At 69.4% G+C, this 20,590-nt stretch carries 15 protein-coding genes, 1 tRNA gene and 5 pseudogenes; 6 read left to right on the forward strand and 15 right to left on the reverse strand.

The annotated features are described in order from the left end of the window. Nucleotides 1-76 precede the first annotated feature (76 nt). Together ACFYO0_RS24080 and ACFYO0_RS24085 are read right to left on the reverse strand one after the other, a co-directional pair. A complete protein-coding gene (locus tag ACFYO0_RS24080) occupies nt 77-1,618 on the reverse strand; it encodes an MFS transporter (protein ID WP_388679424.1) in 1,542 nt (513 codons plus the stop codon). 170 nt (nt 1,619-1,788) lie between these two features. Beyond that, nucleotides 1,789-2,433, reverse strand: coding sequence for a TetR/AcrR family transcriptional regulator (locus tag ACFYO0_RS24085; RefSeq protein ID WP_388679427.1), 645 nt, complete (start codon nt 2,431-2,433; stop codon nt 1,789-1,791). A 266-nt stretch (nt 2,434-2,699) separates the two neighbouring features. Between ACFYO0_RS24085 and ACFYO0_RS24090 the strand changes: the two genes are divergently transcribed. The 3 genes from ACFYO0_RS24090 to ACFYO0_RS24100 all read left to right on the forward strand — a co-directional run bounded on the left by ACFYO0_RS24090 (nt 2,700) and on the right by ACFYO0_RS24100 (nt 6,803). Then, nucleotides 2,700-3,977 carry a M6 family metalloprotease domain-containing protein gene (locus ACFYO0_RS24090; protein WP_388679430.1) on the forward strand — a complete coding sequence of 426 codons (1,278 nt, stop codon included), beginning with the start codon at nt 2,700-2,702 and terminating at the stop codon, nt 3,975-3,977. A gap of 135 nt (nt 3,978-4,112) precedes the next feature. Beyond that, nucleotides 4,113-5,798, forward strand: a complete 1,686-nt coding sequence (locus ACFYO0_RS24095; protein WP_388679433.1) for an IclR family transcriptional regulator C-terminal domain-containing protein — start codon at nt 4,113-4,115, stop codon at nt 5,796-5,798. A 501-nt stretch (nt 5,799-6,299) separates the two neighbouring features. Further along, nucleotides 6,300-6,803: an ATP-binding protein gene (locus ACFYO0_RS24100; RefSeq protein ID WP_388679435.1), complete on the forward strand. Its 504-nt coding sequence runs from the start codon at nt 6,300-6,302 to the stop codon at nt 6,801-6,803. 38 nt (nt 6,804-6,841) lie between these two features. Here ACFYO0_RS24100 and ACFYO0_RS24105 read toward each other — a convergent pair whose 3' ends face one another. The 4 genes from ACFYO0_RS24105 to ACFYO0_RS24120 all read right to left on the reverse strand — a co-directional run bounded on the left by ACFYO0_RS24105 (nt 6,842) and on the right by ACFYO0_RS24120 (nt 11,376). Beyond that, a complete protein-coding gene (locus tag ACFYO0_RS24105) occupies nt 6,842-8,683 on the reverse strand; it encodes a cation acetate symporter (protein WP_388679438.1) in 1,842 nt (613 codons plus the stop codon). Between the two features lie 13 nt (nt 8,684-8,696). Then, nucleotides 8,697-9,128, reverse strand: coding sequence for a hypothetical protein (locus ACFYO0_RS24110; RefSeq protein ID WP_388679441.1), 432 nt, complete (start codon nt 9,126-9,128; stop codon nt 8,697-8,699). Beyond that, nucleotides 9,125-10,027, reverse strand: a complete 903-nt coding sequence (locus ACFYO0_RS24115; protein WP_388679444.1) for a LytR/AlgR family response regulator transcription factor — start codon at nt 10,025-10,027, stop codon at nt 9,125-9,127. The genes ACFYO0_RS24110 and ACFYO0_RS24115 overlap by 4 nt, the downstream gene beginning before the upstream one ends. Before the next feature lie 80 nt (nt 10,028-10,107). Continuing rightward, nucleotides 10,108-11,376, reverse strand: coding sequence for a sensor histidine kinase (locus ACFYO0_RS24120; protein ID WP_388679448.1), 1,269 nt, complete (start codon nt 11,374-11,376; stop codon nt 10,108-10,110). Between the two features lie 661 nt (nt 11,377-12,037). On the opposite strand from ACFYO0_RS24120, the gene ACFYO0_RS24125 reads away from it, so the two are divergent. Further along, complete coding sequence (locus ACFYO0_RS24125; RefSeq protein WP_388679450.1) at nt 12,038-12,487, forward strand: hypothetical protein; 450 nt, start codon at nt 12,038-12,040, stop codon at nt 12,485-12,487. Nucleotides 12,488-13,218: 731 nt separating this feature from the next. Then, nucleotides 13,219-13,291: transfer RNA gene (locus ACFYO0_RS24130), tRNA-Arg, on the forward strand. Nucleotides 13,292-13,372: 81 nt separating this feature from the next. Here ACFYO0_RS24130 and ACFYO0_RS24135 read toward each other — a convergent pair. The 9 genes and pseudogenes from ACFYO0_RS24135 to ACFYO0_RS24175 all read right to left on the reverse strand — a co-directional run bounded on the left by ACFYO0_RS24135 (nt 13,373) and on the right by ACFYO0_RS24175 (nt 19,169). Next, a pseudogene (locus tag ACFYO0_RS24135) lies at nt 13,373-14,529 on the reverse strand (tyrosine-type recombinase/integrase). Then, entirely contained in the window at nt 14,529-14,741 is a 213-nt protein-coding gene (locus ACFYO0_RS24140; protein ID WP_388679501.1) for an excisionase family DNA-binding protein, read from the reverse strand. Before ACFYO0_RS24140 ends, ACFYO0_RS24135 begins: the two are co-directional and overlap by 1 nt. Continuing rightward, nucleotides 14,737-16,029 (reverse strand): annotated as a pseudogene (locus ACFYO0_RS24145) (replication initiator); the annotation flags it as partial. The pseudogene ACFYO0_RS24145 and the gene ACFYO0_RS24140, both read right to left, overlap by 5 nt. Nucleotides 16,030-16,183: 154 nt before the next feature. Next, a pseudogene (locus ACFYO0_RS24150) lies at nt 16,184-16,430 on the reverse strand (SpdD protein). Nucleotides 16,431-16,455: 25 nt separating this feature from the next. Continuing rightward, nucleotides 16,456-16,650, reverse strand: a complete 195-nt coding sequence (locus ACFYO0_RS24155; RefSeq protein ID WP_388679453.1) for a hypothetical protein — start codon at nt 16,648-16,650, stop codon at nt 16,456-16,458. A 15-nt stretch (nt 16,651-16,665) separates the two neighbouring features. Continuing rightward, nucleotides 16,666-16,857, reverse strand: a complete 192-nt coding sequence (locus tag ACFYO0_RS24160) for a mobile element transfer protein (RefSeq protein WP_388679455.1) — start codon at nt 16,855-16,857, stop codon at nt 16,666-16,668. A gap of 12 nt (nt 16,858-16,869) precedes the next feature. Continuing rightward, nucleotides 16,870-17,500: pseudogene (locus ACFYO0_RS24165) on the reverse strand (DUF2637 domain-containing protein). A gap of 88 nt (nt 17,501-17,588) precedes the next feature. After that, nucleotides 17,589-18,365 (reverse strand): annotated as a pseudogene (locus ACFYO0_RS24170) (FtsK/SpoIIIE domain-containing protein); the annotation flags it as partial. Nucleotides 18,366-18,875: 510 nt separating this feature from the next. Next, complete coding sequence (locus ACFYO0_RS24175) at nt 18,876-19,169, reverse strand: 2TM domain-containing protein (protein WP_388679504.1); 294 nt, start codon at nt 19,167-19,169, stop codon at nt 18,876-18,878. A 430-nt stretch (nt 19,170-19,599) separates the two neighbouring features. Between ACFYO0_RS24175 and ACFYO0_RS24180 the strand changes: the two genes are divergently transcribed. Further along, complete coding sequence (locus tag ACFYO0_RS24180) at nt 19,600-20,031, forward strand: ester cyclase (RefSeq protein WP_388679457.1); 432 nt, start codon at nt 19,600-19,602, stop codon at nt 20,029-20,031. The last annotated feature ends 559 nt before the right edge of the window (nt 20,032-20,590 follow it).

A 20,590-nucleotide genomic window follows, 5' to 3' on the forward strand; every position in this document is an offset into this window, starting at 1 on the left:
CCCGGATTCGTACGTACGAAGTCGTCCCCACCACTGCGTACGTACGAGGGTCAGTGGGTGACCCCGTGGCGTCCCGTCAGTGTGCGATCACCGGGACCGGCAGCTCGTCCTCGGCTTCGTCGCCCGTGCCGGCGGCTGTCGCCGACATGTCGGGCTTGCCGGCGTTGACGAGGGTGACGACGATCGCCGCGGCGAACACCAGCATCCCGACGGCGAACCAGATCGCGTTGGTGTAGCCGTGCACCTGGCCCTGAAGCTGGACCAGCTGCTGCTGGGAGCGGGAGGTCGCGGAGCCGATGTTGTCCGCGATGTAGGAGGTCGTGGCCGACGCGGCGATCGTGTTCAGCAGGGCCGTACCGATCGCACCGCCCACCTGCTGCGAGGTGTTGACCATCGCGGAGGCGACACCGGCGTCCCGGGGCTCGACGCCCAGGGTGGCCAGGGACATGGCCGGCATGAACGCCGTACCCATACCGAGACCGAGCAGGAGCATCGCCGGCAGGATGATCGAGGCGTACGACGAGCCGATCTCCAGCTGTGTCATCAGGAGCATGCCGACAGCGGCGACCAGGAAGCCGGGGCCCATCAGCAACCGCGCGGGAACGCGGGTCATCAGACGCGTGCCGATCTGGGTCGAGCCGACCATCATGCCGACGATCATCGGCATGAAGGCGAAGCCGGTGCTGATCGGCGAGTAGCCCTTCACGATCTGCAGGTAGTAGGTCAGGAAGAGGAACGTGCCGAACATCGCGATGATCGCGATACCGAGCGAGAGGTACACCCCGCCGCGGTTGCGGTCGGTGATGACGCGCAGCGGCAGCAGCGGGGCCTTGACCTTGGCCTCGGTGACGACGAACGCGAGCAGCAGGACCGCGGAGGCCACGAACATGCCGACGGTCACGGAGTCGCCCCAGCCGTCGGACTCGGCGCGGGTGAAGCCGTAGACCAGCGCGACCAGGCCGAGGGTGGACAGCAGGACACCCGGGATGTCGAGCGGGTTGCGGTTGCGGCCGCCCTCCGGCTCACGGATCACGAAGTACGCGCCGAGCGCCGCGATGATCGCGAACGGGATGTTGACGAAGAACGTCCAGCGCCAGTCCATGTACTCGGTCAGGACACCGCCGAGGATGAAGCCGACGGCGCCGCCGCCACCGGCGATGGCACCGTAGATGCCGAAGGCCTTGGCGCGCTCCTTGGCGTCCGTGAACATCACGGCGAGCAGGGAGAGCGCGGCGGGCGCGAGCAGCGCGCCGAACACGCCCTGGAGGGCGCGGGCGCCGAACATCATGGCTTCGTTGGTGGCCGCACCGCCGAGCGCGGAGGCCGCGGCGAACCCGATCAGGCCGACGACGAAGGCCCGCTTACGGCCCCACAGGTCGGCGATACGGCCGCCGAAGAGGAGGAGACCGCCGAACGCGAGGGCGTAGGCCGTGACGACCCACTGCCGGTTGCCGTCCGATATCCCCAGGTCCTGCTGGGCGGAAGGCAGGGCGATGTTCACGATGGTCGCGTCGAGCACGACCATCAGCTGGGCGAGCGCGATGAAGACGAGCGCTTTCCAGCGGTTGGGATCGGAAGCCGGCGCCTTGGCGGCGGTGGCCTGGTCTGTTTCAGACATGGGGGTACCCACTCCGGTGCTTCGTAACGAAAAAGGATGAGGTCCAGGGACGACCCGTCGGTGACGTCTTCGTCGGTGACGGCCGGAAGTCTTTGTGCGAGTTGTCGTGCTGCGAGTTGTCTGTGCGTGAGTTGCGAGTTGTGACGTGCGCTGGGCGCGGAACTAATCGGTCAGGCTCGTCGCAGCTCCTCCAAGGTGGCGGTCGTGCCGGGCAGTTCGGATCGGGCCGGTGCCCGCATGCCGTCCAGGAACAGCTGCAGATGACGGTGTACGAACCGGTCATGGGCCATGCAGCCGGCGCCGGCCGGCGGCCGGGAGAGCTGGACAACGGAGATCATCAGGTCTCCGACACCCACGTCGGGGCGCAGTTGCCCGGCCTCCTTGGCACGCTCCATGAGCTTCTCGACCAGCTGCTCCATCCGCTCGCGCGCGGCGACCAGATCCGGGTGCTGCCTGTCGAAAGCGTCGGACATCATCGGACAGAGCGCGCTGACCCGCTCGTCGGCGGAGGCGTGCACGAAGCGGGACAGCGCCTCGAAGGCGTCACCGCTCGTGGCGAGCATCTGCTCGGCCTGCTCGGCGACCCGGTCCGTGACCGAGCAGACGATCTCCCGCACCAGGGCGTCGCGGTCCGGGAAGTTGCGGTACACCGTGGCGTTGCCGACGCCGGCCCGGCGGGCGATCTCGTCGAGCGGCACATCGGGGCCGAACTCGACGAACATCTCGCGGGCGGCGGTGACGATCCGCTCCCGGTTGCGCAGGGCGTCGGCGCGCAGCCTCGGCGCGGTGCGCTGCTCGGGGGTGACGGTTGCCACGGCGTGCTCCTCGGGAGTTGCTGTGCTATCCGGGGACTGGCTCCCCGTTTCGCTCGGACACATGGCTAAACGGGGAAAGGATCCCCGGTTATTTCCCGCCCTTCCCGATTCTTTCTGTGACCCGCGTCACGCACCCTTCGATCGTGCTCCGGGTGGCCTCCCACGATCGGTCTCCTCCAACGCGCGCCCGATCGGCAGGCGGAACAGGGTGATCGAACAGGGTGCAGCCGGAGACAGCAGGCTGCCTGGAGCGAAAGGCCCCCTGCATGCAGCCCTCCTGCCATCGCATACGTAGGCGCCGCGCCGCCGCCCTCGCCTCGGTGACCCTGCTGACGCTGGTGGTCACCACCTCGGCGGACAGCGGCCGACTGCCGCCCGGTTCGGCGACGGCCGCGGGACCGGTCGCGACGGCTCGCCCGGCGGCGCTCGGCCCCTGCATGATCAGCGGCGCGGTGGACGTACAGCTGTCGGAGGGCATCCCGACCCCGCCCGGCTACGCCCGCTCCACCGGCACCGTCCGGGCCCTGAACCTCATGGTCGACTTCTCCGACGCGCCCGGCCGGGGCAGCGCGCTCGACCGCTACCGCGAGTTCTTCCCGCAGACCACCAGCTGGTTCCGCACCAGTTCCTACGGCCGTCTCGACTACCGCCCCGCGGCCCCCGTCGGCGACTGGCTGCGGATGCCCAAGCCCTTCAAGGCGTACGGGATAGAACGCGGCGCCCCCTTCGATCCCGCGTACCGGAAGCTGGTCGAGGACCTCGTGGCCGTGGCCGATCCGAAGGTGGACTTCAAGGCGTACGACCTGCTGAATGTCCTGGTCACCCCGAACGCGGGCCCCTCCGCCCTGGACACCGTCCTGTCGGTGACCTTCGCGGGCAATGCGGAGGCGCCGGTCGCCGACGGCGTGCCCGTCGCCAACGCGTCCTTCATCTACAGCCGCCAGGACGACGGGTCCGGCTCGTACGACAAGACCGGCTATCGCGTACTCCCCCACGAGAACGGCCATGTCTTCGGCCTGCCCGACCTCTACACCCAGGACGGGGGCGAGGCGGTCGGGCACTGGGACATCATGAGCGAGGACTGGGGCGCCGGTAACGATCTGCTGGCCTGGCACAAGTGGAAGCTCGGCTGGCTCGACGACGACCAGGTCGCCTGCGTGACCGCGCCCAGAACCACGGAGCACGTCCTGACCCCGCTGCCCGAACGCGGCGGCGGCAAGCTGGTCTTCGTACCGATCGACGCGAAGCAGGGGTACGCGGTCGAGCTGCGCGCCCCCGGAGGCAATGACGAGGACGTCTGCAAGTCGGGCGTACTCGTCTACAAGGTGGACGCGGACGTCGACACCGGGCACGGCCCCATCAACGTCGTCGACTCCACCAAGGACAGCGGGGGGTGCACGCGCAGCCCGAACGTACACGCGGAATTGTCGGATGCGGCGTTCGGGCCGGGGCGGCAGTTCAAGGACGCGGGGGCGGGGATCCGGATCCGTGTCGGGGAGACCGACGGGGACGGGAATCAGCGGGTGTACGTCACCCGCCGGTGACGGGTGTGCGCCGGGCGCCGGTGAGGTGGTGCGGCTCCGGTTCGGACTCGGGTGGTTCGTGCGGGGCGCGGGGGTGCTGAGCGGTGGTTACGGTGTTCCGGACACCGTCACGGAAAGCCGAGAACCCGAGAGCCCATGCCATCGACAGACCTCACGCCGGCGCACGGCAGCCCCGATGTCCTCGCGCCCGCGCCCGCGGAAGCCGTCGCCCCGCTGATGCGCGGGATCGCCGTGCTGCGCCGGCTAACCGAGGCGGGCGGGACGTCGAGTCTCAGCGGCCTGGAGCGGACGACGGGCCTTGCCAGGTCCACTGTCGACCGGATCGCGGCAACGCTGGAGCGCATGGGGTACGTACGCCTCGACGGGCGGGACGCCGTGCTCGCTCCGCGGCTGATGGAGCTGGGAAACGCGTATCTGTCCGCGCTGCGGCTGCCCCGGCTGTTGGACGCGCGGGCCGACGCGCTCGCGGACGAGCTGGACGAGTCGGTGTCGCTGGCGGTCGCCGACCGGGACGGGATCCGTTTTATCCACCAGGCGACCCGGCGGCGGGCGATGTCGCTGAGCTTCCGGATCGGCGATCTGCTGCCGGCCGAACGCACCGCGCCGGGGCCGCTGTTCGCCACGGAGTGGGACGAGGAGGACTGGGCGCGGTGGCGCGAGCGGCGGGCGGCGGATCCCGAGGACCGGGGCTTCCCGGCGTTGCCGCCCGCTGAACGTCCCACCGTGGACGGGGAGTTCGAGGAGCGGACACGGGAGACGGGCGAGCGTGGGTGGGCGCTGGACGACCAGCTGATCGAGCCGGGCCTGGTCGCCCTCTCCATGCCCGTACGCGATCACGGCAGTGGGCGTATCGCCTGTGTGGTGAGCGTGGTGAGTCACACCAGTCGGCACACGGCGGACTCGCTGCGGGAGACGTTGCTGCCCCGGTTGCGGGAGACCGTGCGCGCCATGGAAGGGGATCTGCGCGCCGGTCTGCGGGAGGCCCCGGCCGTGCCTCCGGCCGCTCCTTCGGGGCTCGCGGCCTGGACGGGGGCGTCGAAGCAGGAGCTGGGCCGGGAGTTCGTCGAGTCGCTGGCGCGCGGGCTGACCGTGCTGACGTCGTTCGGCGAGGGGCGGGCCGAGCTGACACTCACGGAGGTCGCGCGGGCCACCGGGCTCGCGCGCGCGACGGCCCGCCGGGCGCTGATCACCCTTGAGTACCTGGGGTACGTCACCTCGCGCGGGCGGACCTTCGCGCTGACGCCCCGCGTCCTGGGCCTCGGCTTCCCTCCACTGTCCCGCACGACGCTCCCGCAGATCGCGGCACCGCACCTGGCCGACCTGGCGGGCCGGCTCCACGACTCGGCGTCCTTGGCGGTCCTGGCAGGCGGCGAGATCCAGTACACGGCGCGCGTCGCCGCCAGCCGCATCATGAGCGCCAACATCACGATCGGCACGCGCCTGCCCGCGTACGCGACCTCACTGGGCCGCGTCATGCTCGCGGACCTGCCTCCCGCCGAACGCCCCACACCCACCGTCCCCGCGCTGACCCCGCGCACGATCACGGACCCTTCCTCGCTGACGGCCGTCCTGGACCGCGTACGAAAGGACGGCTACGCCCTGGTCGACGAGGAGCTGGAGGAGGGCCTGCGCTCCATCGCGGTCCCGGTCCGCGACCGCACGGGCACGGTGGTGGCAGCGGTGAACGTCGCCATGCACAGCTCGCGACGCACTCCGCAGCAGTGCGTCGAGGAGGCACTGCCGGAGCTGCGCTCGACGGTGGACGCGATCGAGGCGGACTTGCGGGTGGCGGGGCGGTTCACACGGGTACCGGCGTCCTGAGTCGGCCTGGTTCGCACTGGAGTTTGCGGCTCCGCAACATAGACGCGGCGTGGGCGCGGCGGCTTGCGCCGGGCCCGGCCGCGGACAGATTTGCCGGTCAACGAGGAGCAGAACCTCTCCGTGACACCGCGCCCGTTCCAGATCCGCACCCTGCGCCTGACACCGGCGCCCTGAGCGCGACAGCGACTCCGGCGGGGCTCTCGAGGAAGCCAGGCCGGACGCTGTGGCAGGGCGACAGGGCACGCGTCGGCCCAAGCACAACGCGCCGGGCCGACCACGAGACACGTCGTTCGTCGTCCACGGGCTACCGCTCGGCGCACGTGCCGGTCCGTTCGTCGCATGGAGGTGTCCATTCGGCATGCCCAGGGTTCCGGAGGGGGACCAGGCCGCCGCGATCGGTGTAGACAAAAGGCACGAACTGAACTCCGCAGACCTCCATCTCGAACACAGTTGGCGCAGAAACCTCCAAGGCCGACCGCCACTGCAGGGAAGGACCCCCTCATGTCCACCACCATCGCAGCCGAACCGGTGTCCTGGCCGTCCACGCCGGCCGCCGCTGCCTGGGGCAAGCAGTCGGTCCCCACCCGCGTCGATCTCGCCCTGGCCGCCGATCCGGAACACATCTCCACTGCCCGTCGGCAGGTCACGGCCCATCTACGGTGCTGGGACCTGGACCACCTGGTGGACGACGCCGCTCTGATCACCTCCGAACTGGTGACCAACGCCGTGCTCTACGGCCAGGCCGAAACGATCATGGTGCACATCGCCAAGTGCGGTACCGCCACGGACCCGCAGCTGCTGATCACCGTCACCGACGAGTGCCCGGCCGAGGCGATGCCCGACGTGGCGTCCCCCGCATCCTCGGACGAACACGGCCGCGGCCTGTACATCCTCCAGTGCCTGGCCAGCCGCTGGGGCACCGCCACCGGCCACGGCGGAAAGCTCGTCTGGGCCACACTGGCCGTCAACCCTCCCGAGCACGAGCCCGAAACCAGCGCCGCATAGCGGACACGCTGGTCGAGGGCCTGTGGATCGTCACGGCCTCACATCAAGCGTCCGCGGTCACGGGCCGCCGAGTCCCGGCGGGGCAGCACCAGCCACTCGGGCGCGTGGAGGCGGACGAGGATACGGGCGGTGCCGCGAGGGACGCTGCGCCGGGTCAGCAGGGAGGTCCCGATCATCACCGCGAAGGCGAGCGGCACACTCCAGGCCGCAGGGCGGCTCAGCAGGGCCCCCGGCCAGCCGCCGAACGGGTGGCCGACGATGGTGAGGGCCACCGCACCGATCGTGACGCCCCCACCGACCAGCAGCCCCGCCACCGCACCCTGCGGAGTCAGGCCGCGCCACCAGATGCCGAGCAACAGCAGCGGCGAGAACGACGAGGCGGCCACCGCGAACGCCAGCACGACCACATCCGCCGCCGGACGGTGGACGACGGCCAGCGAGAGCAGGCACGGCACACCCGCGGCAGCCACTCCGGCAAGCCGCAGGCGCAGGATGTCCCCGCGGCCCTCCGCCCGGAAAGTGCCCCTCGCGTTCCCCCGGCGCGGTCCGGCGACCAGCGTGCGCCGACGCGCGAGCCGGGCTCTGATGTGTGCCCGCACATGGTCCAGCTCCTGACCGAGAACACCGGCGACCGAGACGGTCAGGCCGGAGGCCGTCGACAGAAACGCCGCGAACGCGCCCGCGGTGACCAGCGTGCCCAGCAACGTGCCGACGGTCCCGCCGACGAGCTGGGTGGGCAGCAGCAGCACGGACGCGTCGCTGCGGCCGGTCATGAGCAGCTCAGGGGTGTACAGGCGGCCCAGTGCCCCGTAGACCGGGGGCAGCACGTAGAAGGCGCCGAGCAGCCACAGGACGACCCACGTGGTGCGGCGGGCGGCCGCCCCGTCGGGATTGGTGTAGAAACGCACGATCACGTGGGGCAGCCCCATGGTGCCCAGCAAGGTGGCGAGCAGCAGCGAATACGTCCCGTACACGGGATGGCTGATCGCCGACAGCGGCTGGGACCAGTCGTTTCCCTCCAGCGGCTCCTGCCCCACGGTGTGCGGGACGTCGGCCCCGGCGGGGAACTCCACCTCCGCCTCTTCGCCGATCCGGTGGTCCCCTTCGCCGAGCCGTACGGTCGCGTCGTCGAGTTGACGCCCGTCGAGGCTGCCGCTCACCGTCACGGTCACGGGTTCGTCCACCTCCACGCGCACGGCCTGCTGCACGGACACGGTCGTCGTCTCCCGGAACCGCGGCGGAGTGTCGGCACTCGGCCACGGAGCTCCGTCGGCACGCCAGGCCAGCAGCAGGAAGATCACGGGGATGGCGAGCGCGGTGAGCTTGAGCCAGTACTGGAAGGCCTGCACGAAGGTGACGCTGCGCATCCCGCCCGACGCGACGGTGATCATCACCACGGTGGTCACGACCACCGGCCCCACCCACAGCGGGGCGGAGGTGACGGTACGCAGTGTCAGTCCGGCTCCCTGCAGTTGTGGCAGCAGGTAGAGCCACCCGGTGAGCACCACCAGCAGCGCCGTCAGGCGGCGCACCCGAACGGACTCCAGACGCGCCTCGGCGAAGTCGGGGACGGTGTAGGCGCCGGAACGGCGCAGCGGGGCGGCGACGAAGGCCAGGAGCACCAGATATCCGGCGGTGTACCCGACGCCGAACCACAACATGTCCGCGCCGTAGGCCAGCACCAGTCCGGCGATGCCGAGGAAGGAGGCGGCGGAGAGGTACTCGCCGCCGATCGCCGAGGCGTTGCGGAAGGGCGAGACGGCCCGCGAGGCGACGTAGAAGTCGGATGTGGCACGTCCTGGGCGCAGTCCGTACACGCTGAACAGGGCCGTGGCGACGGACACCAGAGCGACGGCCGCGATGGCCTGCACGCTGTTCATGGGGCCGAGCCCCTCATGAGCGGTCAATCAGGTCGACGAAGTCACGCTCGTTCCTGCGGGCCTGGCGGACACATACCAGGGCGAGCGTGAGGATTACCGGGTACACGGCCACACCGATGACCAGCCATGTCACGGGGATTCCGGCCAGGGTCCCGTCCCGCAGGACGGGCGTCATGAGGAAGAGGTACGGAAGGGAACCGAGGACAAGGGCGAGGGTTCCCACGACGGCGAGTCCGAGCCGGAGCTGGCTACGCATCAGGGAGCGGAGGTAGATGTCGCCGAGCGGGGTCTGGCGGCCGAGATCGTCGTGGACCGGCGCGTGCCCGGTAGCCAACTCCCCGCTGCCGAGGGCCGCCAGGGTCCTGGGGTGGGCCACCGTAACGCGGCGCGGAGGTGGCTCGCCGGTGCCCGGATCGCCGCGGGAACGGTCCTGCCCCGCCGTCATGTGACACCGTCGCGGTGGTGGAAGGGACGCTGGATGAGCGGTCTGACGGTGCCGGGCAGCCTGCCTCCGTGCGCCGGCGGACCGGTGGCTTTCGCCTCGGGACGGCGGGCCAGCGCCTGGCGCACCAGGGCATCCCTGACCTGCCGGACGTGACGTCGACTGACCGGCAGCACCTGGTCACCGAGCCGCACACAGGTCTGCCCGGCCTCAATCCGGATCTCGCTCACCGCGTCGACGGCGACCAGGAAACCTCGGTGAATGCGGATGAATCCCGCGTCGCGCCAGCCTTTCTCCAAGGCGGTGAGCGACGTCCGCACCAGGTGGGTGCCCGATGAGGAGTGGAGGCGCGCGTAGTCGCCCTGGGCCTCGGCGTAGAGCACCTCGCTGCGGCGCAGGAAACGCGTCACTCCGCCCAGTTCTACGCAGATGACCTCGTCGGCGGGCGGCGCGGCGGCATGCGCTTCCTGACGCGCGGTGCCATCGCCCTGCTCACCCTGCTCGCCCGACTCCCCCGGCTCGCTCACCTTCTCGTCCGCGACCCTGCGCACCGCCTCGGCCAGGCGTTGCGGGTCGACCGGTTTGAGCACGTAGTCGGCGGCGTGCAAGGAGAACGCGTCCACCGCGTAGTCCTCGTGCGCGGTCACGAACACGACCCGCGGCGGCTCGGCGAAGCGGGAGATCAGGCGGGCGATGGACAAGCCGTCCAGGTCGGGCATACCTATGTCGAGGAAGACGGCGTCGAGCGGCCGTCCCGCACTCAGAGTCCGATCGATGTCGAGGAGCGCCTCGGTGCCGTCGTTGGCCGTTCGCACCTCCGCCACGTGCGGGTCGCGACGGAGCAGATAGGCCAGTTCCTCCAGCGCCGGCTCCTCGTCGTCAACCGCGAGAACATGGAGCACACTGTGAGCGTAACCAGCGCCGCGCGGGGAGCGGAACCCTGATCAGATGCCCGATACGCACCGGATTTACATGATTGCGGTCAGCTGTCGTCCGGCCCCTCCTGAACGGCGTGCGGATGGAACTTCGGCACCCGCACCCGCACCTTCGTTCCGGCACCCGGTGCGGTCTCCACCACCAGCCCGTAGGCGTCGCCGTAGACATGCCGGAGCCGGACATCGACGTTCCGCAGTCCGATGCCCGGCTCGCGGCGTCTGTCGGAGCCCGAGGGCACGTCAGCGAACGGCTTGGTCTCGCCCCTGAGTGTGTCCGCCAGCCGCTCGGGATCCATACCCACACCGTCGTCCTCCACGGTGATGCGCGCCTCGTTGCCCACGTCCTGGGCCGTGATCCTCAGATGCCCCGGACCGGCGCGGCTCTCCAGGCCGTGCCGCACCGCGTTCTCGACCAGGGGCTGCAGACACAGGAAGGGGACCACCACGGAGAGGACCTCCGGTGCCACTTGCAAGGACAGCTGAAGACGACCGCCGAAGCGGGCGCGCTCCAGGAGCAGATAGCGGTCGATGCAGCGCAGCTCCTCGGCGAGTGACGTGAAGTCACCGTGCCGACGGAAGGAGTAGCGGGTGAACTCGGCGAACTCCAGCAGCAGCTCCCTGGCCCGCTCCGGGTCGGTGCGGACGAACGAGGCGATGACCGACAGCGAGTTGTAGATGAAGTGAGGGGAGATCTGGGCACGCAGCGCGCGGGTCTCCGCCTCGGCCACCGCCGTGCGTGATCGGTCGAGCTCGGCCAGCTCCAGCTGTGTCGACACCCAGCGAGCGACTTCGGTCGTGGCCCGGACCAGACCGGTGGTGGCGGAGGCTCCATAGACCGCCAGGGCGCCCTCCGGGCGGCCCGCGACGACCAGTGGCACCACCACGCCCTGCCGTAGCAGACAGTCCACGTCGTCACATGGTATGTCGTCAGGTCCCACGACCTCCGTACGACCGCTGGCCAAAGCGCTCCGGGCGTGCCCGGACACCGCCTCTGCGTGATCGTGTCCTGCAGCGGGCGCGGAGCCGTCCCAGGCCAGCACGGTGCCGGACGTGTCCGCCAGCATCAGCGCGGGAACACCGAGCAGCGCACGCAGATGCCGTCCGGCCCGCCGCGCCCCGTCCCGGTCCAGACTGGCCCGCAGCGGCGGAGCGGCCAGCGAGGCCGTGTGCAGCGTCTCGTACGTCGCCCGCTCCTGCGTGGTTCCCAGGAACTGCCGCTTGCGCGCCGAACGCAGCAGCAGGACGGTGGCAGCGATGATGAGCACCAGCGCTCCCACCAGGAGCAGTACGGCCGCGACGGCGGAATACCACGGCATGTCTGGACGGTACCGCGCGGTGGGCGGTACGGGCACGGGCAGAGCGGCCGGTGGTGAGCCGGGGAGCCGGGGTTGGCCGTTCACCGTGGACGGGTGCTCGGCGTCGTCACCCTCTCTTCGTGCGTCGCTCACTGAGCGAGGCCGCGCAGCAGACCGCGGGAAACCGCGTCTCGGCCCTGCGTGTCATTGGGCTCATCGCAGTCTCACCGCGTTCTTCTACGCGTGGGTGTCGCCGCACCGGCGTACGCGATCAGTGTGAAGGGCATGCAGCCGTTCGCCGGAGGGCTGCACGACCGCTTCGGGCGGCGGCCGAACTTCCAGGGCAAATGTGCCGCAGGCCGACGCTCAGCATTGCCCCGCCCCGCCCCGCCTCGTCGAGCCGGTCCTCGGGCACCTGCAGATCTGGAGCCGTGCATCCCTACGCGGCGATGGCTGACGTCGAGGTCTCGTACGCGGATGTGCCCGATCTCCCCGCTGTGACCGCCGGCCAGCGCGAGCGCGGCGGCGGCTCCATGACGGCTGGGGCGGGTCACGAACGAGGCACGGTGGCGCAGATCAATGACCTCGTCCTCGGCCAGCGGCCGGACACTACACGCCGGTCATCGCGGACCACCTGCAGGAGGGGCTGCGCACCGCGGAACGGGAAGGCTACGCCGCGTATGTGGTGGAGATCGACACACCGGGCGGACTGTTGGTGTCCACCAGGGAGATCGTGCAGGGCTTCCTGTCTCGCCGGTGCCGGGTACTGGAAGGGACATCGCTCTCCGACCGGCAGGCTCTGCGGGACAACGTCGTCGACCTCGTGGCGCCCTCAAGAAGTTCGCTGCTCGACGACGTGGACGGACGCACGGTCGTCGTGGGGCCGCAGGACGCGGCCCGCGAGGTCGAGCTGCGCACCGCGGACGCCCGGGTCGTCGAGCACGACCTGGGATTCTTCGGTGAGCTGCGGCAGTGGCTGGCCAGCCCGGAACTGGCGTTCTTGTTCCTGTCGATCGGGATGCTGGCTGTGCTGTACGAACTGGCCGCCCCGGGCATCGGCGTCGTCGGCGGCATCCTGCTGGTGCTGGGCTTCGTGGCGTTGTGTGTGCCATCGACGGCGTCGGCCTGGTAGCGGCGGTACCAGGTGTAGTACGCCTGTCGGCTGATCCCGAAGTACCGGCAGGACATCGCGACGTTCCCGCTGACCTCTTTGACGTGGTGTATGACCGCCAGGCGCCGCTTGGCCTCACGGTCAAGCGGCGGGGCGGTGGATATGGACTTCGGCATGTGGATCTCCGTAGTGATCGGAGACCCCGGTGTCAATGGTGATCGTCAGTTTTAGACCGACAGGGCCGTCACCTGATCTTCCACGTGCAGTCCGATGCCGGTCCGCCCTGAAGCTTTCCCGCCCTGCATGGCAGGCGTGGCACGACTAACGCACCAGCAAGAATGTGAGCGCCAGCCTGCGGCCACCACAGGAGGCCCCTACCTCCCGACAAGGTGCGCCTCTCATGCCAGGCGCCCCCGAGACGGCGGCAAGCATCCGCACGAACCGACACAGAGCAGAAGGGTCCAAACACTCTCGGTTCTGGCTCCCCCCAACGTCCACCCATCACGCGCCGCGAGCCACGGGTCGCGGCAGGTCAGAGGCACTCAACCCACCGTCCCGCCCTCCTGCCCCCACAGCGAGGGCCCTCACTGGCGCGTCATCCGCTACGCTGTCCATGGTCGGTCGTTGGTGCGCCGCGTTGTCTGCGTCAAGTGAAACTGCGGAGGACGTCGCACCATGCCTGACCAGCGGGCTTGCGATCCTCGCCGAAGATCCATCTCCTGGATTTTCTCCAAGGTTTTCTACAAGCCCCCGCCTTCGTAGCTCAGGGGATAGAGCACCGCTCTCCTAAAGCGGGTGTCGCAGGTTCGAATCCTGCCGGGGGCACAGAACAAAGGGCCAGCTCAGGAGGGGTTTCCTCCCAGGCTGGCCCTTCGCTTTGTTCGACGCCGTGCCACTCGCGTGCCACTAAGTCCGCATAGAGTCCACATCCCCCGAGCCTGGCGGGCCTCCCCCACCCTTGCGGATCATCGCGCCGAGCCGGTCCGCGATGGCCCGGTCACGGTCGCTGGTCATGTGCTGATAGATCAGCGCGGCCCGCGAGCTGCTGTGGCCCATCCTCGTCATCAGCTCCCGGGTGCTGGCCCCTGCGGTCGAGGCCAGCGTGTTGCCCGTGTGCCGAAGATCATGGAAGTGCAGTTCCGCCGTGGCACCTGCCGCCTTCCTGGCCCTGACCCAGTCGTCCCGGAAGTTGCTGCGCCGAAGCTGTCCACCCTGGGGACCCACGAAGACGTGTCCGTCTCGGCCGGACCCGGCGTAGTGCTCCAGGTGATAGTTGATCTCGTCGACCAGCTCACCCGGGAACGAGACCGTCCGCACTCCCGCCGCCGACTTGGGCGCCTTGTCGAAGAGCCGACCGTCCTGCAACTCGGCCTGCGCACGCCGCACCACGACCACGCGGCCGGCCAAGTCGATGTCCTTGCGCCGCAGCGCGGCCAGCTCGCCGAAACGGAGGGTCGTGAACGCCGCCAGGAGGACGAGCAGCCGGTAGCGCGGATCGATGGCATCAGCCACACCGAAGACCTCAGACACCGTCAACACCGGCCGCTCAGGCACGTCATAGCTGTCCGCGCCTTTGATACGGCACGGGTTCCGGCGGATCATCTCGTCGTCCACAGCCGTGTTCATCAGGCCCGCAACAGTTGGTAGGCCTTGACTACCGTCGGCTCCCCAACCCCGGCCGCCAGCAACTTGCCGCGCCAGCTGCGCACCCGAGCGGTAGTGACGGCAGCGACGGAGCCCGCCCCGAAGGTCGGGAGGATGTGCAGCCGCATCACCGACTCATTCCGCTCGCGGGTGCGGTCGGCCAGCTTCCGATCCCGCAGCCATGCCGTGGCGTACTCCGCGAAGTTCACCGCCCCGGCGTCCGGGTCCGCCCACTGCCCGCGCGTGATGTCCGACTCGATGTGCGTGAGCGCGACCTGAGCATCCGTCTTGGACGCGTACGTCTTCTCAGCCGGACGAAGGAGACCCGTATCCGGATCCCGGTAGCGAACCTGCCAACGACCGGACGCGAGCTGCCGGACGGACCCGAAGCTTCTGCGCCTGCCCCTCTTGTTGGCCATCAGGCAACCCTCCGCAGCATGGCACCACGCTGACGGACCGGCCGAACGGTGTTGGCGTCGATGAACGCACCCAACGCGCTTTCTGGAATGCGCACATGGCGGCCGACCTTGACGAACGTGATGCGTCGCTCCGCGATCAGGCGGCGCGGGAAGCGCTCGGTCGTGCCGAGGCATTCTGCGACTTGCGCCACGGTGAGGTAGCGGCCAGCCACGGGTGGGCTCTCCTTCCGTTCCAGGGGCGGGTTCGAGGGATGCGGCAAGCCAGGCTTCGCCGGAGGACAGGCCGGTTCCGGCGAAGACCCAGTGCGAGAGGACAAGGGTCGTGTCGGTTTCGCCCTCCGTTGCTGCTGCGGCTTGGGCGCGGCGCCACTCGGCGCGGGCGGTGCGCAGGGCACCGAGGGTGGTCGAGTAGCGGCGAGACTTGGTCGAGAAGTGGCCGCGGAATCCGAGCATGTGGGCCCAGGCCCGGAGCCGGAGGTCTTCCAGTTCCTTGCGTGCGCCCAGGGTCCAAGCGGTCCGGATGAGTCGGCGGGCATGGTCGGTGATGTCGAGTTGGGCCAGTTCGGCGAGGAACTTGAGGGGACGGTCGAGAGCTCCCGTCGCGGTCTCGGCGCCCTTGGTGGCGTACTTGGCGACGTACGCGGCTACGGCCCGCTCGGTCAGCTCCTGGCCACCGTCGAAGTCCGTGCTGCGGATGGTGCGTATGTCGAGTTGGCCGCCGAAGGTGAAGGTGTGCGCGCGTCCGTCGATGACGGGCCCGTCCACGCGGACCCTGGCGGTGGCGGCCTCGATGGAATCGGTGAGCAGTTGGGCGGTGGCCCAGTCCGGAGGCTGGGTGTCGCCGCCCTCGGGGCCGTCGATGCGGATGACGGCGTGGAAGTGGACGGCGCCGCGTTTCTGGTACTCGGCGACCTTGGCGAAGGACACCCGCGCGTGCGCGCGGAACGCACGCTGCGAGAGTCCGGCCCGCTTGGCGACCTCGCGACGCAGGTAGGTCGAGAAGCGCCGCCACAGCGGACCGGCGTGCGCGTTCCAGAGCACGGCCGCTTCGTAGTCGTACGCCTCCGGGTCGAGCGGAGTGCCGAGCGCGTCGTCGTCCTGGTCGTGGAGGACGCCGCACCTGCAGCGACGGACCGAACCGGCCGGGCCCGAGGGGCGGTTGTGGACCGGGCCGAAGCTCGGAGCGGTGAAGGTTGCAAAGACGCGCGGGTGTGCGGCGACGCGTTCCGGGATGCCCTTGCCGCCACGCAGGCCGGAGGTGATCAGGTGGAAGGTGTCACGCCGGTAGACCTCGGCGCAGGCCGCGCAGCGGGTCGTACGGCGGTTGTTGCAGCGGACCAGGAGGTGACCGGCCGGGAGGCCGGAGGAGTCGAGCTGGTGGAGGACGTTGCCGATCTCGCCGGTTCGGGTGTTCAGGTCGTATTCGGTGCGGTGGCCGTCGAGGCGGATCGGGTGGGTGCAGCCGCCGAGGCTGGAGAGCTGCCTCAGCAGTCCGGGCATGGTGCCGAGCGAGGCCAGCTCGCCGAGCTCAGACAGCGGGGGCGGGGTGGAGCGGGTGATGATGGCTTTCTCCTTCTGGCTTCGGTCAGGAGGGGCAGGGCCCCTGGGGCGGCGGATGCTTGGCGGTATCGAGGCCGCGCCGGGGGTCTGGTGTTCAGCGGCGGTTGTGGCGGTCGCGGAGCATCGAGCGCAGGACCACGGCGGCGATGGCCACAGAGATAGCCGAGACGGCGACGGCGGCCAGGAGCGCGGTCAGCACGACGCCAGGCGACCACGGCCGCTATCGCTCCAGGGCTGATGGCGATCGACGGAGCCGAGCGCGGCGCAGGCATCGGGTCGGTGGGCGCGTGGGTGTGAGCGGGCGGCGGCGTCGGGTTGTCAGGGTACTTGGGCAGGAACACGGCGAAACTCTCCTTGCCTAGTCGTCTAGTCATGTGAGCCGTTTATGACGCCCACGCCGGAGCGCGTGCCGGACTCGATGGCCGGGGCCATGAAGGTGTCCGAGAGCCAGAAGCCGAACAGAGCGATCACGACGACGATCCAGGTACGGACGCCGAGGAACTTGACCGCTCCCCAGGCGAAGAAGCCGAGGACGACGACAAGCGGCAGGCTGACGGTCATGGAGGCAAAGTCCTTTCAGCGCACGGGGCATCGGTGGGTCCGGGCGGCCAGTTCGGCGGCGGCGCGGCTGTCGTAGTCGGTGGAGAAGCCGCAACGCGGGGCAGTACAGGCGGCGGTGTGCTTCTCACGGCCCCGGCCGTCGTAGGACGTGCCGACCTGGACGGGGCCGATGCGAGTGACGGAGCGGAAGCGGCGGTTGGCGGCCATGCGGGTCTCCTTTCAGAGGTGGGCGGCGATGGCCTCGGCCATGGGTGCGGGAACGCCGAGGCGAGCGCGGAGGGTTGGGGTGTCGATGGCCGTTCCGGTCCGGGTGTGGTGCTCGGCAGCGACCTTGCGGGCGTGCTCGACCAGGGCGGCCGGGACGGACACAGCAGGCGGCGCGGACACGGCCGGTGGGGTGGACACCAGATCTGGGTCGGGTTGCGCGGGTGGCTCAGGGAAGGGTTCGGCCTCGTCCTCCTGGTCCACGGGCGTCCTCAACGGATGTCGGCGCTGAGTGGGCGAGAAGCGTTCCGCCGAGGAAAGCGACCGCAGGCCAGCCCGCGACGAGGATGCGCAGCCAGGCCGGCACCTGGTCCATGTCGAGCAGTCCGGCGGTGGCGACGTTCGCGCCGAGAGATGCGGTGAGCGCGATGACGAACCAGCACCACCCTGCCGCTTTCGCGCCACCGGTCCGCAGGCGGCGCCAGGCGGCGACAAGCAGCAGGTCGACCGAGATGGGATAGGCCCACGCCTTCCACCCGTCCTGACCGGCCGCCGAGGCGATGTCGTGGAGGTGGGCGAAGGACAGCGCGGCAGCGATGAACGCTTGGACGAGCACCGCGTCGACACGGGCCAGTTGGGCACGCATACCGCGGCTCCTTCCGGATTCGGGCATGGGAGGGGTAGGGACGTGGCGCGAGTCGGTCACGCCGACCGGAGAGGGAAAGGGACGAGGCTCAGTCGGTCACGGGATGCGGCTGGACAGCCGGGGCCGGAGACTCGACCGGCCGTACGGGCACGTCGGGCCGGAAGGGCTTGAGCGCGGGTAGGTCCGGGACCAGGTCTGCGGAGTCTCGGCAGACCTCTGCCGCGTCGCCGAGGGACAGGTAGGGCGTACGGATGCGGGACCAGCCGCCGGAAGTGTCACCGGCCACGGCCAGTCCTGGCCGTTCGGGAGCGACGGCGCAGGCTGCGGCGACCGCCTCAGGAGCGATGTCACCCAGGGCCATCTTGGCAGAGGCCTCGTCGTTCACACGGTGGCAGACGCGGCCGGTCAACTGGGCCCGCAGCATGGTCGCCCCCTTGCCCAGCTCGGCGCCGAACCGCTGTCCGCAGACCTCCAGGTAGATACCGGCGGCACGGCCGAGTTGAGCGAGCCGGATGAGCTGAGTCACCATCTCGTCCCGCCGTTCCTCGTCCTTCTTCGTGGCCACGAGGAACAGTTCGGCCACCTCGTCGACGAACAGCACAATCGGTACGGGGCGTTCACGCTCGGGCAGCCCCCATACGTCCGAAGTGATCTCCTCGTCGGGCGTGCTCGGCGTGATGCCCTGCCGCGCCTTGATCAGGTCGTATCGTTTCTCCATTTCCTTGATGAGCACGGGCAGCAGTTCGGCCGCCTGCTCCGGATCGGTCGCCAGCGCCGAGAGCCGCGGAGCGAAGGGAGCAAGCTCCACTCCCCGTTTGCAGTCGACGCCGACGAGGGCGACGGGTTGCCGGGCGAGTCCGGCGAGCTCCACGACTAAGGCCCAGGTCAGAGACCTGGGCCTTGTTGCTGTCCGCTGTGATCCCGCGGTCGTCTCGAATGTGATGGGAGCCGGGCGCATAACTCCGTCAGGCCCCGGATAGCGCGCCTGGTAGCGGCCGGAGGGCAGCCGTCTGATTGCACCGAAGCGGCGCCGTCTGCCACGTGTTCCGTACTCTTCCGTTCTTTTTCATGAGTGTCCGACTGACCAGCGCACCAGACCTCAGTGCCCCTTGAGCCAGTAGCTCGAAGAGGTCCTTGCCCAATTCCTCGCTCCACTGTCGCCGTCGGGGCTTGCCGTGACAGACATTGAGCAGCGTAGCCAAGGCCGGTGGGGGTGCAGCGAGACACACGCGCACCTGACCGGTCGACGCACCCACCATCGTGGCTGACTGTCGTCGGCTGAGCTCAGACCTCCAAGATCGAGCTTCCGCGAGCCCGCGTTCGTGTCACGCCGGTGAGAGGGGCGCTGTGCCACCTACGGACCGCGCGCTCCTTCTCAGCGCATGCTGCGCAGTTCCCGATCGATGTCGTCGTCCGTGATGGGCCGCCGGAAGTAGGCCTGCCACGCGTCGAGCAGCAGGAATACGCCCCACCCGCCAAGGACCCAGCCCGGCCAGAAGTATCCTGCACCCGTTAGTGCCCACACCACGATCAAGAATGCGTTGATCACGACGTAGGCCACGAAGTCAGCGCGGAGTTTGCGCTTCTTCTCAAGCCGCTTGTGAGCCCACTCCCTCTCCGGCGTCGTCCGTGGCGAGTGTGAATCGTCCGGGCCCAAGGGACCCACCATGATCGCCACCTCCTCAGTTCGCAGGGGGCTACGCGTCTCTTTCCAATGATCCCCCGGCCCGGCTGGGTACGCCGCTCAAGAGCGGAGCGGGCCCTGCCTGGCAGCACGCATACAGGCAGGGCAGTACTCCGGGCACGAACGGCGCCCGTCTCATTTTCCGTCTCATTCAGCACCGTTCACGGCCGTTCAGCGGGGACCACCCGCCAGACTCACCCCACAAGCCGACCGCACATAAACCCAGGTGAACGCCCCCGAACGCACTCCAACACCTCACCACCACAGCTGGAAAGCGTGTTGGCCACGTGATGAGGTGGGCTGCGGCCTGCGACATGGTCCCGAGGTTGCTCCCGGAAACCACCCGCAGGGGATGCACAGTAGGACGCGGCGGGTCAGCATGGGAAGAAAGGGATGTTCCCTCGTGGAGGTTCCCATGGCTGACAATGAAACTTTCGTCCGTGACCTCTTCCGGGCTTGGAACGATCGGGACTACGACTCCATCGCCGGGTCCGTCGCTCCGGACTGCACCCTCATTGAGGAAGGCAGCGGCAGGACGCTGCAGGGGCCGGAGGGCTTCACCCGGCTCGCGAAGGCCATGTTCGACGCGATGCCCGACGGCAAATTCACCCTCGACCACCTCACGTCCCAGGGGGACACGGTGGTCGTCGAGTATACGGGCAGCGGGACCCAGACCGGGGACCTGGTCCTGCATGCGGGCACCGTGCCCGCCACGGGGCGTCACGTCACGGTGCACGCATGCGACATCTACGAGGTCAAGGACGGCAAGATCCATGAGGGCCGTGCCTATCTGGACACCGGCGCCATCATGAGCCAGCTGGGTCTGACCGAGCAGTTGCGCGGCTAACCGCAAGGGGCACTGACCACGGCCTGGCAGCAGGGGAGTTGCACAGCAGCGAAGTGCAGCCACGCCGGCAACGGGCAACGCCCGACACCGGCCGTCATGGGCCTCTCAGCAGCCTGAATGACCTTCAATGACCGATCTCTGTAGAGATACGGATCAGAAGGTTGCGAGGGGGGTGGGTGCGGAGCCATTCGGCGTCCCGGGACCCAGTGGTCCGGGGAACCCTATCCGGCCACCCCCCTTGGCCGCCGTGTTCTTCATCCAGAACATCGGACCGGCTGATCTCTGCCACGGAAGCTAACAGCCCTCACTGACAACGCCCTTGTTCCTGTGGTCGGCACTCCCGGCAGACATGCCAGATCCGTGCCAGGTCGTGCGGGAACCCACGGGGAACACCGGGGAACGCCGGATGCGGACTTCAGGCGTCGGCGTCGTTCCGCCGCAGGTCAGCAAGATTCCCGCCCCTTAGAAGCCGTATCTCAACCGAACCTGATCCCTTGATTTCTGCTGGTCAGGCATGGCTTCGCTCGGGTTGAGGGAGGCATGGCGACGTCTTGTGTCC

It is taken from the genome of Streptomyces sp. NPDC006365, from assembly GCF_042870755.1.
GTDB classification, from domain to species: domain Bacteria; phylum Actinomycetota; class Actinomycetes; order Streptomycetales; family Streptomycetaceae; genus Streptomyces; species Streptomyces xiangluensis.